Raw genomic sequence first — 14,312 nt, forward strand, 5'->3', positions numbered from 1 at the left:
CGCCTCAATGACTAAAAATTGCTTCAAACGCATGATGATAACTGTCTACGCTCAAAAGGCAGGACGCCGAAAGTACGCACAGAAATACAACAAACAAGGATAAGGGGAAAGCGCGGCCTGGCTCAGACCTCAGCTGATAATGAACACGCGCTTCGATTTCAGACGCATAGAAATGACAAGACAAGGGACTGGCAAATTGCTGTTGATTACGCGACAAACGGCATAGTTTTATCACGGTACTAGCAACTGTGGTGCCCCCCGATCCGCCTCCAGCCGCATAATCGTCTGCAATCAGCTCCAGGCATAAAGAAAATTCGCGGCGTAACCGGTGGCTAATGACTGGCAGATAAAACGCGGCAAGAAAGGAAAAAGACCACTTCCGTAAAGGGTCAAACCGCTGCTGATGGGCGAGTTCATGGCGAGAAACAATGTCATTTTCAGCTGCAGATAATTGTGCCTGCAAGGCAGGACTGATAAAAACTTTAGGCCGGAAAAGACCAGCGGTGAACGCATAAATCACCGTAGAGCCCAAACTACTATTTTTAGTAAAACCATCAAGGCTAAGCAGCGCACCAAGGGCAGACCGATGCTTAAGCAATTGGTGAGTATGACGAACTATCGCTAGGAAAGACGTCGCGGCAAATAGAAGTACCAGCACGCTATGCCAGCTATAAAAGTTGAAAACATTAATATGGTGCCAATGGGTAAGCGCCAAGAACCACGAGGGCATAGCAGCGGCTGAATCAGGCATTAGTACAACGATTGTAACGCTTAGAGCAACAAGCCAAGGAATCAAAACAAATGACCACAACACCCATTGGCGAGCGCCTGCGGATAATTTGACCCGCCACTGCTCAGTAGTTCGAAAAACTAAAGCAAGAATTAGTGCGCAATAGAAAAACACCGATGCGGCAATAAACACGCTATTTAGGATAATTGCATAGCCGCCGACGAGCATCGTTATTTCCCTGATTTATCGCTGGCGCGGCGCTGATCAATAAGCGATTCTAATGCCTGCAATTGGGTTTCGGTCATTTCTGCTGATAGTGAACTAAACGCAGCTAGTAGCGTGTCTTCATTATCAGTGTAATCGGCAGCTACCTCGCGCACCAACCGAGCCAAAAAAGTATCTCTGGCCATAGCTGCGCGATAAATAAAGGCATGGCCTGACTTATTACGAAACAAAAGCTTCTTCTTGTATAGGCGGTCGAGAGTACTTTGGATCGTGTTCAACGTCCTTACTGTATCATCCGATAGCTCGCGATGTACCCGCTTGGCGTCTGCTTCGTCAGTATCCCAAAAATACTGAAGAACCGACTTTTCCAAATTTCCCAATTGCATGACACATTCGACCTAAATTTGTAGAAGATTGCTATAGTGCCTGCGATAAAACCGATCGTCAATCGGTTTTATGTTTTGGTATGCGGTGCCGCATAGTAAAAGCCTTCGCTTTGGTAAACGACCGATATTTAGCGAAGGATCAAGGAAATCTATGGAGTGGTAATTCGTCCGTTTTTTACCAGCTCAGGAAGTACGCCATTAGATACTGAGGTGTCTGGCTCTAGCGTCGCATTAGCGGTCAGTCGCTGTGTTTTTAATTATTAACTGTCTAGTAAACTCTGGGGGAGTCCACCCTTCCTTATCACGCTGCATAGGCAAGCTTTTAATAGTGAGTGAATTAACTCTCAAGCTATTTTCGAGTCACCGATAAAGTTTGAAGAATCCCGCACTCTTTAACAGTGCTTTCACTGGAACAGCTATTTCGAAGCGTCATCAATTTGTTTTGGAGGTCTTGTAACTCATTTATTCGAAGTGCAACTTGCTCTATATGGCAATCAACCATTCTGTTCACATCCTCGCACCCCATTCCCGGCTGCTGATTTAGCGCGATAAGTTGCCGAATTTCGGCAAGCGAAAGATCAAGGCTTCGACAATGCTTGATGAACTTTAGCTGGTCTACCGTCGCGGAATCATACAAGCGAAAGTTACCGTCACTGCGCCGCAGCGAGGCCAACAGCTTTTCTTTTTCATAGTGCCGTATGGACTGCACAGAACACCCAGTTAACTTGGCTAGCTCTCCAATTTTCACCAATCTCACCTCAATGCTTGACTCTATAGTTACCATAGAGTTTAGGCTAAGCATGATTTAAAGTAAAAGGAGCGGCGCAATGACACTGACTGGCAACGGCCAACCTGCAGAGAATACCGATGATAAAGGTACTATAAGCACCCTGCAGCCCGATAAAATCTACGTTAGCCAGTTTGTGGTTTCCAAGATGGACTGTCCTTCTGAGGAACGCATAATTCAGATGGCTCTAGAGGGCATGGAACCGGATGTGGTTCTAGAATTTGACACGCCCAACCGCATGCTGAAGGTATTTCACAGTGGCAACCTTGTCGCCATACAGTCTCGTTTGGATTCGCTTAGCCTCGGCGCGAAAATTAAAGCTACTCACAATTTAGACCACGATGAACTGTCGCAAGCGATAGCGTCAGCAAAAGAGGCAAGTTTCAAAGAAGGTACCATCCTAAAATGGTTACTTGTGATTAACGCAAGCATGTTTGTCGTTGAATTATTGGTTGGTTGGTGGGCACAATCTGCGGGACTTATTGCAGACTCGCTAGATATGTTGGCTGATGCTTCGATTTATGGCGTGGCACTCTACGCAGTGGGTCGCAGCGCCAAAAGAAAGCTACAAGCTGCTCACCTTTCAGGCTGGTTGCAACTGGCGTTAGCTTTAGGTGTGCTAAGTGAAGTGATACGACGATTTATGTTTGGCAGTGAACCAGCTTCCACTCTGATGATGTGCTTTGGTGTTATCGCTTTGATCGCCAACGCAACATGCCTGATTTTGATATTTAAAAGCAAGGATGATGGCGCACACATGAAGGCAAGCTGGATATTCTCATCGAACGATGTGATTGCCAATGTGGGTGTTATTTTGGCCGGTGTACTTGTTGCGATGACAGGATCACGCTACCCTGATCTAGTAATTGGCTTGCTTATTTCCGGACTAGTGCTCCATGGCGCGCACCGAATTCTGAAATTGAAATCGTAAACAGTTTCGCTTTTCACACGCAAAATGATACCAAACCGAATTCATTAAAAAGGTTAATTGTGACTAAACATTGGACATCTTATCTGCTGATAATACTGATTGCTTGCCAGTCAGTATTTGCTTTTGCGGATAACCATGACGTTCAAGACGCAAGTCCATTGGCTGTATTTGATCAAAGTGACATCACTCAAAACGAATTAATTGTTAAGCAGCTTAATACCAAAGATTCGACACATCTAGACAACTGCGACCACTGCGGTTTTTGTCATCATGGCCAGCTAGTTCCGGCACTCCTGTCATTTTCATCTGCTCCGAGCACTGTATTACTCAAAACCCAATATAATATGGCGATTCCTAACGACCCGCTATTCTCCTTCTACCGCCCTCCCAAAGTTTAAGCCTACGTTTTACTAATCTAACGACATTTCGGTTATTTCCGTAATGTTCGGCATGGTTCCGTCTATTAAACGTGGATTTTTACATGGCTATTCGCTTTTTTATGCCTACGAGATTCGTATGGCGCACGCAACACAGCTTTAAAAAGCTGGTGCTTTTATGTTTGTTTTTCGGCTGGCAAGTATCTTTTGCGCACGCTGAAGCTACAAATAACTCCCTTACGCTCAATGCCGCACTTAAGCGTGCTATCGAGCTAAACCCGTCATTAAAGGTTTTTGAGTTTCGCAATTCTGCGCTAAGTGGGCAGATGCAAATTGCGGCGCTAAAACCTGCCTATGAGCTAGGAATTGACGCAGAAAACTTTTCTGGCGCTGATGAGCTCAGTGGGTTTGATGGCGCAGAACTTACCGTTTCGCTCTCCTCTGTTTTGGAAATGGGTGATAAGCGCTCAGCGAGGCGGGGTATTGTTTCAAGTAGTCGCTCAGTGATCGATGCACAGCGACAAGTGGAATCATTGGAATTATTAGGCGAAGTGACCCGACGTTATGTGGATGCGCTTGCTGCACAGGAGCAGGTTACCCTTGCGAGAGAAGCCAATAGGCTTGCCAATGAAACGCTTAATATCGTGAGACGGCGCGCCGAAGCTGGGGCAGCGCCTGAAGCAGAGGTGAAACGGGCACTCGCGGCTGCGTCACAGGCTGGCCTAACGCTACAGTCCACCCAACAGCAGCTTAACTACTTAAAAGTTTCCCTCGCTGCGCTCTGGGGTGAAAAAACGCCTAATTTTGTGACACTTGAAGGTGATTTATATCACTTTGGCACCGATATTGAGTTTGACTCGCTCTTCGCAAAAATGGAGAAGAATCCAGCAATCCTCATTTTTGCGGCTGAAGAGCGCCTCAAGGATGCCGAACTGCGCGTTGCCACAACACAGTCGAAAGCGGATGTCAGTTGGTCGCTAGGCGTGCGTCGATTTCAAGCAAACGATGATTCTGCACTAGTGGCCGGCTTCAGCATGCCGCTGTTTTCCGGCAGAAGAAACACAGGGGCGGTCTCTGCCGCGCGTGCCCAGCGCAATGAAATCTATGTACAAAAAGAAGTGGCTTTACTGAGTATGCACACACAATTGTTCCGTGCATTCCACAATAGAAAGCAAGCAATTCTCGCGGCCAAAACACTACAAAGCACCATCATCCCTGCGCTGCGAGATGCACTCAAAGAAACGCAAATTGCCTATGAACGTGGGCGCTATGGCTATTTGGATTACGTGTCTGCACGGCAGGAGTTACTGAATGCTCAGCGCACACTGATCGAAGCGGCTGCGTCTGCACTCACTTATGGCGCCGAAATTGAACAGCTAACAGCAGAGCCCTTGTCCTCGACGCTCTATAGCGTATCAAGCGATTTCTCAGGAACAGCACAATGAATATATACGATACGATTAAAACACCCATTATTAATGCCATTTTCTACGCCACAATTTGTTTTTCAGTATTAGTCGCCCATGCCGAAAGTGGACATGGCGATGAAGAAGATCATGACGAGGGCCACATTGAACTCTCTCAAGAGCAAATGAAGCACGCGGGTATCGGCCTAGCCCAAGTTGGGCCTGGCGCAATTCGCGAGACATTAGCCGTTTACGGGGTTATTACGAGCAATGCGGAACAAACCCAAGCCGTCACAGCCCGCTATGACGGCGTCATCCGCGCCGTCAATAAAACCATTGGCGATAACGTCCGCAAAGGTGATGTGCTTGTCACTGTTGAGGCGAATGAAAGCTTAAAAACCTATCCTATTTATTCTGCACTTAATGGTGTCATTAGTCAGCGCAACGCCAATATTGGCGAACAGACAAACGATAAAACACTGTTTGTTGTTGAAGATTACTCTAGCGTTTGGGTAGATCTTTCCGTGTTCCCCAAAGACATCGCCAAGCTCTCATTGGGGCAAACGGTAAGGATAAAAAGCACTAACCACGCCAGCACTGGCGAAGGGAGAATTTTCTTTATTGCCACTCAGGGTAACCCTTCTAATCAAGCCACCACAGCGCGCGTCCTGCTGAACAATGTCGACAATCTATGGAAACCTGGACTTTTTGTTAATGCCGAAATTACCCAAACTGAAACTTCTGCTGCCACTGTTATCAACAATGAAGCTGTGCAACTGATCGAAGGTGAAACCGTTATTTTCGTGAAAGGAGACGAGGGTTTTGAACCTCGTAATATCACCTTAGGTCGCACAGATGGCGAAGCCAGCGAAGTACTGCGTGGACTAAAAGTTGGCGAAACATACGTAATCAAAAATAGCTTTGTTTTGAAATCTGAAATGGGCAAGGAGGATGCTGAGCATGGACATTAATCACATCCACCGCACTGCGAACTCCAACCGCAGCTATTGCCACCAGCACTACGTTATTTCGTGGTGCGAGACCGTAGTAGGGCCTCGCTATGATCGATAAACTTATTCATTTTTCAATTGCACGCCGTTGGCTGATCATGTTTTTTACGCTCGCCATTAGTGCACTCGGTGTGTGGAATTATCAAAACCTGCCCATCGATGCTGTACCCGATATCACCAATGTACAGGTACAAATTAATACGGGTGCACCCGGTTACTCACCGCTGGAAGTAGAGCAGCGGATTACCTACTTGGTCGAGCTGGCAATCACCGGATTACCTTACGTAGAGAGTACCCGCTCTTTGTCGAGATATGCGCTCTCTCAGGTCACCGTTGTGTTTGAAAAAGGGACGGACATTTACTTTGCCCGCAACTTGATCAATGAACGTTTGCAGCAGGCCAAAAGTGATATGCCCTCGGGCATTGAACCCGTGATGGGGCCAGTAGCGACCGGCCTCGGGGAGATTTTTCACTACGCGGTGCACGCAGACGACGATGCCCGACAGCCAAACGGCGAGAAATATGATGCGACTGCCTTGCGCACCTTGCAAGATTGGGTCATTCGTCCCCAGTTGCGTCTGGTCAATGGTGTGACGGAAATCAACACGATCGGAGGTTTTGAAAAAGAGTTTCACATCACTCCGACCCCTGCGCGACTATTAACCTTCGGCTTAAGCTTTGATGACTTGGTTGAGGCAATAGAAAAAAACAACGCTAATGTTGGTGCGGGTTACATTGAAAAAAATGGTGAGCAATATCTTATTCGCGCACCTGGGCAAGTTGCCGACATTGCTGAACTGGAGAAGATCATCGTCACTCACAAAGACGGTATCCCGATAACAGTAGGAGATATCGCCGACATCAGTTTTGGCAAACAGCTCCGTACCGGCGCGGCAACCCGCGATGGGGAAGAAACCGTACTCGGCACCGCCGTGATGCTGTTGGGCGGTAATAGTCGCAGTGTTTCGGAAGCGGTTTCCGCAAAGCTGGTGGAAATCAATAAAACACTGCCCAAAGGGATCACCGCCGAGCCCGTCTATAACCGAACGGTACTCGTCGATAAAACCATTGCAACCGTACAGAAGAACCTACTTGAAGGTGCCGTACTGGTTGTCGTTGTTTTACTAGTCATGCTCGGCAACGTCCGCGCCGCTTTGCTCACTGCGATGGTCATTCCGCTGTCAATGCTAATGCTCATGACCGGTATGGTACAAGCCAAAGTCAGTGCTAACTTGATGAGCTTGGGAGCGCTCGATTTTGGTCTTATTGTCGACGGCGCAGTGATTATTGTTGAGAACTGCATACTAAGACTGGCTGGTAGGCAGCATCAACTCGGCCGCATACTCAAACTGGATGAACGCTTCCAAACCGTTTTCGCCGCGACACGGGAAGTTTTCACGCCAAGCTTGATCAGCGTTCTGGTGGTGATTTTAGTAAACTTGCCGATCCTCGCTCTCACCGGCGTGGAGGGGAAAATGTTTACGCCCATGGCCATGGCCGTGATCATCGCCTTATTGTCGGCCTTGGTGCTGTCATTAACCTTTGTGCCCGCTGCAGTCGCACTGTTGCTCAGTGGTCATATTGAAGAAAAAGACAACATCATTGTTCGTCAATCAAAACGGGTGTATACCCCAGTTCTGGCGTGGGTACTCAAATTCCGTTTCAGCGTATTAGCCGGCGCGGTACTGCTAATCATCGCTGTTGGTGGATTGACCATAAAAATGGGCACTGAGTTTATTCCAAACCTGGATGAAGGTGATATTGCCATTCAGGCTTTGCGTATTCCCGGCACCAGCCTTACTCAATCCCTCGACATGCAGTTTCGGCTTGAACGCGCTGTACTGGAAATACCGGAAGTAAAAACCTACTTCTCACGCGTCGGTACCGCAGAGGTTGCCAGTGATCCCATGGGGCCAAACATCTCTGATGGCTATGTGATGCTGAAAGATCGTGCAGACTGGCCCGACCCCGACAAGTCTAAAGCCCAACTGCTAGAAGATATCCGGCAAAAACTAACGCTCATCCCCGGTAACGCGTTCGAGATTAGCCAACCGATACAGCTTCGCTTTAATGAACTGATTTCCGGTGTTCGCTCAGACCTAGGCATTAAGATTTACGGCGACGATCTAGATCAGTTATTGAAATCAGGTTCTGAGATTGCAACGGCGCTTAACGGCGTTGAGGGTGCCGAAGGCGTCAAAGTAGAGCAGGTTTCTGGTTTACCTATATTGTCGGTTGAAGCCAATCGGCCGGCACTATACCGCTACGGTCTGAACGTCGCTGATGTCCAAGAGGTATTAGCCGCTGCGACAGGTGGCGAAGAAGCCGGATTAATCTTTGAGGGTGACCAACGGTTTACTATCGTCGTACGGGTGGCGGAGGAAATCCGCAACGACTTGCGAGCGCTAGAACGGTTGCCGATACCACTCCCGCAAGGAGGCTACGTACCACTCAATGAAGTCGCCACGCTCACGCTGGCACCGGGGCCGAATCAAATTTCCCGCGAAAATGGTAAGCGTCGCCTCGTTGTTAGTGCCAACGTACGGGGCCGGGATTTAGGTGGTTTTGTTGCCGATGTGCAAACTCAAATTGAACGAGAGGTGACCTTGCCGCCCGGATATTGGCTGGAATACGGTGGTACGTTTGAGCAACTCCAATCCGCAACGGAGCGGTTAAGCCTCTTAGTACCCGTGACACTTGTCATGATTTTTGCCCTACTCATGATGACCTTTGGTTCTGCGAAAGATGCGGCACTCGTATTCAGCGGTGTGCCACTGGCGCTAACTGGCGGTGTCATTGCGCTTTGGCTGCGTGACATCCCCTTGTCTATCACCGCAGGCGTTGGCTTCATTACGCTATGCGGTGTTTCGGTACTCACCGGCGTAATGATGGTCTCGGCGTTTAGAGATCAGCTGGTGCAGGGTAATGATATCGATCTATCGATCAAAGAAGGCGCGATGTTACGTCTACGGCCGATACTAATGGTCGCGTTGGTAGCCGCGCTCGGATTTCTGCCGATGGCCCTCAACACCAGCACGGGTGCGGAAGTGCAGCGGCCACTCGCGACGGTGGTTATCGGGGGAATCATCTCCTCTACCCTATTAACCCTACTGGTTTTGCCCGGTTTATACCGTATGGCTTACCGCAAACCAAAAAACATCCCTGAGAGTGATGAGAGTCAAATGGCATCTTAATGCTTTACCGTCTGGCCATAAGGCTGTGCATTACTTATGGCCAGACAAATCCACAACCATAAATATCGCTCTACTAATTCATGGAGTACCGTTATGAAACAAATCAAAGCATTTATACACCATGTCAGATCCGCCATTGTAGTTGAAGCATTACGCGATGCCGGCTATAAAAATCTAACCCTGCTAGATGTAAAGGGGACGCTAAAACCACTTAGCGAATCCGAACAATCGTATTCAACAGATGCTGGTGTTGTTATTTCTGAGGTTCGAATCTCACTAGTCTGTGAGGATTCTCAAGTTGATGATGTCACTGGCATTATTCGTACGGCTGGAAGAATTGGCCCACATATCTCCGGCTGGGTTTATGTTAGCCCCATAGAGCAAGCACTGCCTATAGGCGGGCCGGGTAGCTAACAGCGAGATTCGCACCCAAAATCAACTAAATTTTAACTCCGTAGGCAATCATAGGCTTTTCAATCAAAGCCCTGAAAACTGCTTACGGAATTATTCGAGCGGGAAATTATTTGATGTGATTGTCCGGGACGTTATCAGTGATTACCCCTGTGGCCCCAGCGATAAGTTGATTAATTACGTCATTTTTAGCACTAACCCCAGCCTCCAACATAGCTATTTTAACGATTGAAGCCTGTTGTTTGGACTGCAGACCTCCATATTCTTGCCTCAATTTACCGTTTTCTACAGAGTAGGATTCAATTTGTTCTCGGGAGTTGCGTAACTCGATATTTAGTGACTGCTCAGACAATGCTAATGCCTTTACTCTGCTCTCAAGTTCATTTTTCTCGGATGTCAGGAGACTTAGTGCTTTTTGAGCGGCGCCAAGCTCCGAGATAAAGCGTGAATTATCCTTGTTTAGCTGCGTGATATCGGATTGCTTAAGCGACAAAGTTTGATTTAAAACGCGATTTTCTGCGTGTAACTGTTGGACTTGCTGCTCGTGCCTGCGTTGATCTTGGTCGCGCTGCTCCTGAACTGATTGCCGATAGTGTTCAAGGGCCTCACGATTGTGAAGATGCTTTTCCTCCAGCGACTCAATTTGGGTCTGTTTTTCCTTGAGTAATGCTGTCAGTTTTGATTCGGTTTGTTTTGCTTCGGCCGCATTTTCTGCAGAATGAGTCAGTGCGATATCCCTACCTTTTAAATCAGTTTCTAAGCACTCTAACATTTGTAATTGCGAAGCATTTTGTTTGCTCAGTACGTCTAAAGCCTGCTCTGACGCACTATTTTTTGAGAGAAGGTCCTGTAATTGTTGTTCAAATTTATCTGCTTGCTGCTCAACGATAACGTTCGCCTCCTCCCTTAATCCTGCGGCCAAACGTGTAATAAGCTCCTTAATAGGCTTACTGAGTAGCTCAACATCGTCCATTCTGGTGGCGGACTCTTCTTCTAATTCTTTGAGGTATCGATGAATAGTGGACTTAGAACCGGTGTTGCCAAGTGCGATCCGTATCGTATCTATGGAGGGGTTTTGCCCTTTTTTAAGAACTTCTTCCCGCGCTTTTAAGACCAATGCTTTGTTGATTCCACCCCTAGCCATAAATCATCTCCAGTATATTTCGTACCATATTACGTATCATGTATATACATACCATATTATAGCTAGTGCTATTCGCATGATAGTGCTTTGATGACATTAAATAAGGGAGACTTATTTAATGTCATGGCAAAAAAGCGTAATCTTGAGGCTCTTTTCAGTACAGAATCGGCGTTGGCTCAGGTAATCGCGGTGAAGACATGCACGAGTAGGCTGCCACACGCACGACATTTCTCTGGATAAACTGCCACTATATAAGACACCTAATGACTAACCCCACCGACAGATACATCCATGCCGCGACACGCGAAAACACCCGAAAGAGCTACCGCGCAGCAATAGAACACTATGAATCTGTATGGGGTGGCTATCTGCCAGCGACGGCTGATAGCGTCGCGCTCTACCTCGCACACTACGCACCGACTTTAGCTATCAACACCCTAAAACTGCGCTTGTCTGGACTTGCTGCGTGGCATAATGACCAAGGCTTTCCTGATCCAACAAAAGCACCTCACGTCAAAAAAGTGCTCAAAGGAATAGCAGAACTTCATCCACACAGTGAGGCACAGGCCAAGCCTCTGCAACTTAAAGAGCTCCGTACTGTTGTTATGTGGTTCGATAGTAATTTGGAATCCGAAGCATGTTCACGGGCTCACCGTCTTAAATTTGTACGTAACAAGGCTCTGTTCCTCATTGGTTTCTGGCGTGCATTTCGTAGCGATGAGCTAACTCGCATTAGCATCGAGAACGTGACTGTGATGCCAGGAAAAGGACTTGAGATATTTCTTCCGCGAAGCAAAACGGATCGTCGCTCGCTAGGACGACGCGTTCGCGTACCCGCACTGCAGCAGCCTTGCCCCGTTTCGGCCTACCTAGACTGGGTCAACGAAGCGCAGTTACGAGATGGCCCCCTCTTCCAAGGTATCAACCGATGGGGGCATCTCCGCGAAAATGCTCTTCATCCTGCCAGTGTCATTTCGATCATTAAGAAAAGCTGCTCAGGTGCAGGTATTTCTGATTCAAATGACTACAGCAGTCATTCATTGAGGCGTGGATTTGCTACATGGAGCAATACTCAACAGTGGGACATCAAGGCGTTAATGGAATATGTAGGCTGGAAGGATATTAAGACAGCGTTAAAATATATCGAAGCTGATGATCCTTTTTTAAGTCAATACAACAAAAGCCTAAACTTGCCCGATAACCAAATGTAAGGTCTTCAGGGCAGATTCCACTAAACCAGTTTTGATGCCTTCATAGAGTTGATCATTATATCTAGCCCTTCATGGGGGTCTGCACCAATGAGCTGGCAATACTCAATAAACTCTGACAGCTCTATTTTTCTGCGATCCTGCTCCATCTTCCCCAAAACAGAGTGGTGCCGGCCCAGTAATTCTGAAGCCGCACGTAACGATAACCCGCTCTCCTCCCGCTGCTGCTTCAACCAGATGCGCAGGTTTTCGTAGTGAACTGTATAGGGAGATGGCTTCATTGTCTCGATGATAGAGACAATGTAGAATGTCGCGAAATTCGAGACAAGAAAGACGATATACTGCTTCATGAAAAACATACAAATCAAAGATGCACTTCTTCATGTTTTGAAAAACATGTCAGACACACCATTCACCGTTGCTCAGTTGACACAAAAGTATCTCAAGCATCAAGAGACCCAACACAGCTCAAAAAAGGCTGCGCGGCAATATGTCTATCGCAAAATGAAATGCTTGATTGAAAATGACCAATTGATCAAGTTGCCGGACGTTAATGGCTGGCCACGTTACCAGTTAACATCTGAATTTCTAGATGTTTCAGTGGATCATCTTGCTAATGTAAAAATAAAGGACGACGTTAAAACCAATCGACAACCCGCCGTGTCTGCCCATCGACATGTTTCTTCGCTAAAAGAAAAGCTCAGCCGTTATAGAACTGAAATGCTTTGCGCTATTGGCGAATCTGAAGAATACAGCGCGCTTTGCAATGAACACCCTGATCTACGTGAGAGCGCACAAGACTTGTATAACCAGGCTCGTGAACGCAGCGCCACGCTGCTTGGCAAAATGAAAGCGCTTGAAAATATGCTTTCCCAGTATGCAGGGTAGCATCATGCAACTTAGACGATGGCAATACGAAGCAGTCGAAGCTGCTCTAACGAAGTATGAAACGGAGCACCCTCACTTTCTCTGCTTAGCGACACCAGGTGCCGGGAAAACATTCATGGCATCGAGAATCGCCAAAGAATTGATGGATTCAGGGAAAATTGATTTAGTTTTTTGTTTTTCACCCTCAGTCAATGTCGCGACATCATTCCAAGCGTCAATTGAGTCACAATTAAAATGTAAATTGGATGGATTACTTGGGTCAAAGGGTCGATCCCTTACGTATCAGTCAATGCCCAGCCAAGACCTCTCTTTTTGGTCTCTCCTGTCTCAATACAAAACATTGGTTATTTTTGATGAAATACATCACTGCGCTGGCGACAATTTGGACAACGCAAATGTCTGGGGTCAAAAAATCATCCAACATATTCAAGGGGAGGCAGATTATACGCTCGCTCTATCAGGTACGCCTTGGCGCTCAGATAAAGTCCCCATCGCGCTCTCAAGCTATTGTGTAGGTGGAGTTATACAGTGTGATTATAGCTACGGATTAGAGCGAGCAATTCAAGATGGTGTATGTCGGATACCTAAGATCATCGCCGTAGACAATGACGAGATCACATTATTATCAGGTGACGAGAGGGAGCGCTATAGTTCATTTGCAGAACTCCTTAAGCAATCTAAATGCACCTACCAGCAACTTTTAGATAGTTCTGACTTGATTACCTATATGATCAAGATCACTGCAAAGAAAATTAACGAGGTTAGAAAAAGGCAACCTAACTCAGGAGCCTTGGTCGTCGCGGCAACAGTCGATCATGCGATTAAAATCGCCGAGATTATAAAGCGTGATACCGGAGATTCGGCCCGTGTAGTGACGTATTTACACGATGGCGCACAAGATACCATTCGAGATTTTCGAGAAGCGAATGATAAGTGGATCGTTTCTGTAGGCATGATTAGCGAAGGTACCGACATCCCTCGTCTAAAAGTATGCTGCCACCTTACGAGGGTGAAGACAGAATTGTATTTCAGGCAAGTTTTAGGACGTATATTGCGGTCAACGGGTGTTGAGAAAGATGAAGGATTTTTATTCATTCCGGCCGAACCAAATTTAGTAGAATACGCAGAACGAGTTGTTGAAAACATACCCGACGCTAACACCATTGCCATCGAACAGATGACCGGAAGTATCACTACAAGCGATAACTCAATTCAAGTACTGACGCTACCGGAGATAGAGAACGATCCTAAGCCAATTGTAAACGTCAATTTTTCTACCGAGCTATTTCCAGACGATAAAGGGGTTGATCTTTCAGCATTAACTACACCGACGCTTGCTGAAACTTACGACACGTCGGTTGGCCTATTTGGACGATTTAAGCAGGAAATAATAAATTTTGCGATACAAGACATCGCCTTTAATCGTTAAGAAAGTGGGCACCAATACGGCGCCACCGAACACGAACTTAAAGCGGTCGCTTAAGCCTCAGAATTGAATCCTTATCGGTGATACGCAATCTTAGTTTAGAAGAGCCTTCCGGGTATGTCGATGTACGCTCTATTAACGTGACGCATTATGGAAGTATGAAAGTCTTGGTACTGAGCAATTTACATC

The 14,312-nt window shown here is 46.9% G+C and carries 14 protein-coding genes; 9 read left to right on the forward strand and 5 right to left on the reverse strand.

The window, feature by feature from the left end; genetic code table 11:
* Positions 1-4: 4 nt before the first annotated feature.
* The 3 genes from GVJ32_RS00160 to cadR all read right to left on the reverse strand — a co-directional run bounded on the left by GVJ32_RS00160 (position 5) and on the right by cadR (position 2,089).
* Complete coding sequence (locus tag GVJ32_RS00160; RefSeq protein ID WP_159238020.1) at positions 5-958, reverse strand: M56 family metallopeptidase; 954 nt, start codon at positions 956-958, stop codon at positions 5-7.
* A gap of 2 nt (positions 959-960) precedes the next feature.
* Positions 961-1,341: a BlaI/MecI/CopY family transcriptional regulator gene (locus GVJ32_RS00165; protein WP_159238022.1), complete on the reverse strand. Its 381-nt coding sequence runs from the start codon at positions 1,339-1,341 to the stop codon at positions 961-963.
* Positions 1,342-1,690: 349 nt separating this feature from the next.
* Complete coding sequence (cadR, locus tag GVJ32_RS00170) at positions 1,691-2,089, reverse strand: Cd(II)/Pb(II)-responsive transcriptional regulator (RefSeq protein ID WP_159238024.1); 399 nt, start codon at positions 2,087-2,089, stop codon at positions 1,691-1,693.
* 79 nt (positions 2,090-2,168) lie between these two features.
* Here cadR and GVJ32_RS00175 point away from each other — a divergent pair, with 79 nt between their 5' ends.
* From GVJ32_RS00175 to GVJ32_RS00200, 6 genes are all read left to right on the forward strand, one after another.
* Entirely contained in the window at positions 2,169-3,059 is an 891-nt protein-coding gene (locus GVJ32_RS00175) for a cation transporter (protein ID WP_159238026.1), read from the forward strand.
* A 59-nt stretch (positions 3,060-3,118) separates the two neighbouring features.
* Positions 3,119-3,457 carry a hypothetical protein gene (locus GVJ32_RS00180; protein WP_159238028.1) on the forward strand — a complete coding sequence of 113 codons (339 nt, stop codon included), beginning with the start codon at positions 3,119-3,121 and terminating at the stop codon, positions 3,455-3,457.
* Between the two features lie 83 nt (positions 3,458-3,540).
* Entirely contained in the window at positions 3,541-4,881 is a 1,341-nt protein-coding gene (locus GVJ32_RS00185; protein WP_159238030.1) for a TolC family protein, read from the forward strand.
* Entirely contained in the window at positions 4,878-5,813 is a 936-nt protein-coding gene (locus GVJ32_RS00190; protein WP_159238032.1) for an efflux RND transporter periplasmic adaptor subunit, read from the forward strand. Before GVJ32_RS00185 ends, GVJ32_RS00190 begins: the two co-directional genes overlap by 4 nt.
* A gap of 89 nt (positions 5,814-5,902) precedes the next feature.
* Positions 5,903-9,046, forward strand: a complete 3,144-nt coding sequence (locus GVJ32_RS00195) for an efflux RND transporter permease subunit (protein WP_159238034.1) — start codon at positions 5,903-5,905, stop codon at positions 9,044-9,046.
* 93 nt (positions 9,047-9,139) lie between these two features.
* The gene (locus GVJ32_RS00200) at positions 9,140-9,460 is read left to right on the forward strand and encodes a P-II family nitrogen regulator (RefSeq protein WP_008250279.1); all 321 of its coding nucleotides are present in this window, start codon (positions 9,140-9,142) and stop codon (positions 9,458-9,460) included.
* A 106-nt stretch (positions 9,461-9,566) separates the two neighbouring features.
* Here the strand turns inward: GVJ32_RS00200 and GVJ32_RS00205 are convergent, their stop codons facing one another.
* Positions 9,567-10,601: a DNA-binding protein gene (locus GVJ32_RS00205; protein WP_159238037.1), complete on the reverse strand. Its 1,035-nt coding sequence runs from the start codon at positions 10,599-10,601 to the stop codon at positions 9,567-9,569.
* A gap of 263 nt (positions 10,602-10,864) precedes the next feature.
* On the opposite strand from GVJ32_RS00205, the gene GVJ32_RS00210 reads away from it, so the two are divergent.
* A complete protein-coding gene (locus GVJ32_RS00210) occupies positions 10,865-11,812 on the forward strand; it encodes a site-specific integrase (protein ID WP_159238039.1) in 948 nt (315 codons plus the stop codon).
* A gap of 20 nt (positions 11,813-11,832) precedes the next feature.
* Here the strand turns inward: GVJ32_RS00210 and GVJ32_RS00215 are convergent, their stop codons facing one another.
* The gene (locus GVJ32_RS00215; protein ID WP_159238041.1) at positions 11,833-12,159 is read right to left on the reverse strand and encodes a helix-turn-helix domain-containing protein; all 327 of its coding nucleotides are present in this window, start codon (positions 12,157-12,159) and stop codon (positions 11,833-11,835) included.
* On the opposite strand from GVJ32_RS00215, the gene GVJ32_RS00220 reads away from it, so the two are divergent.
* Both GVJ32_RS00220 and GVJ32_RS00225 read left to right on the forward strand, forming a co-directional pair.
* Positions 12,158-12,697 carry a hypothetical protein gene (locus GVJ32_RS00220; RefSeq protein ID WP_159238043.1) on the forward strand — a complete coding sequence of 180 codons (540 nt, stop codon included), beginning with the start codon at positions 12,158-12,160 and terminating at the stop codon, positions 12,695-12,697. The genes GVJ32_RS00215 and GVJ32_RS00220 overlap by 2 nt on opposite strands.
* 4 nt (positions 12,698-12,701) lie before the next feature.
* Positions 12,702-14,126 (forward strand): DEAD/DEAH box helicase, encoded by a 1,425-nt coding sequence (locus tag GVJ32_RS00225; protein WP_200841294.1) that lies wholly within the window; start codon positions 12,702-12,704, stop codon positions 14,124-14,126.
* Positions 14,127-14,312: the final 186 nt, after the last annotated feature.

Source organism: Zhongshania aliphaticivorans, from assembly GCF_902705855.1.
In the GTDB taxonomy this organism is placed as follows: Bacteria; Pseudomonadota; Gammaproteobacteria; order Pseudomonadales; family Spongiibacteraceae; genus Spongiibacter; species Spongiibacter aliphaticivorans_B.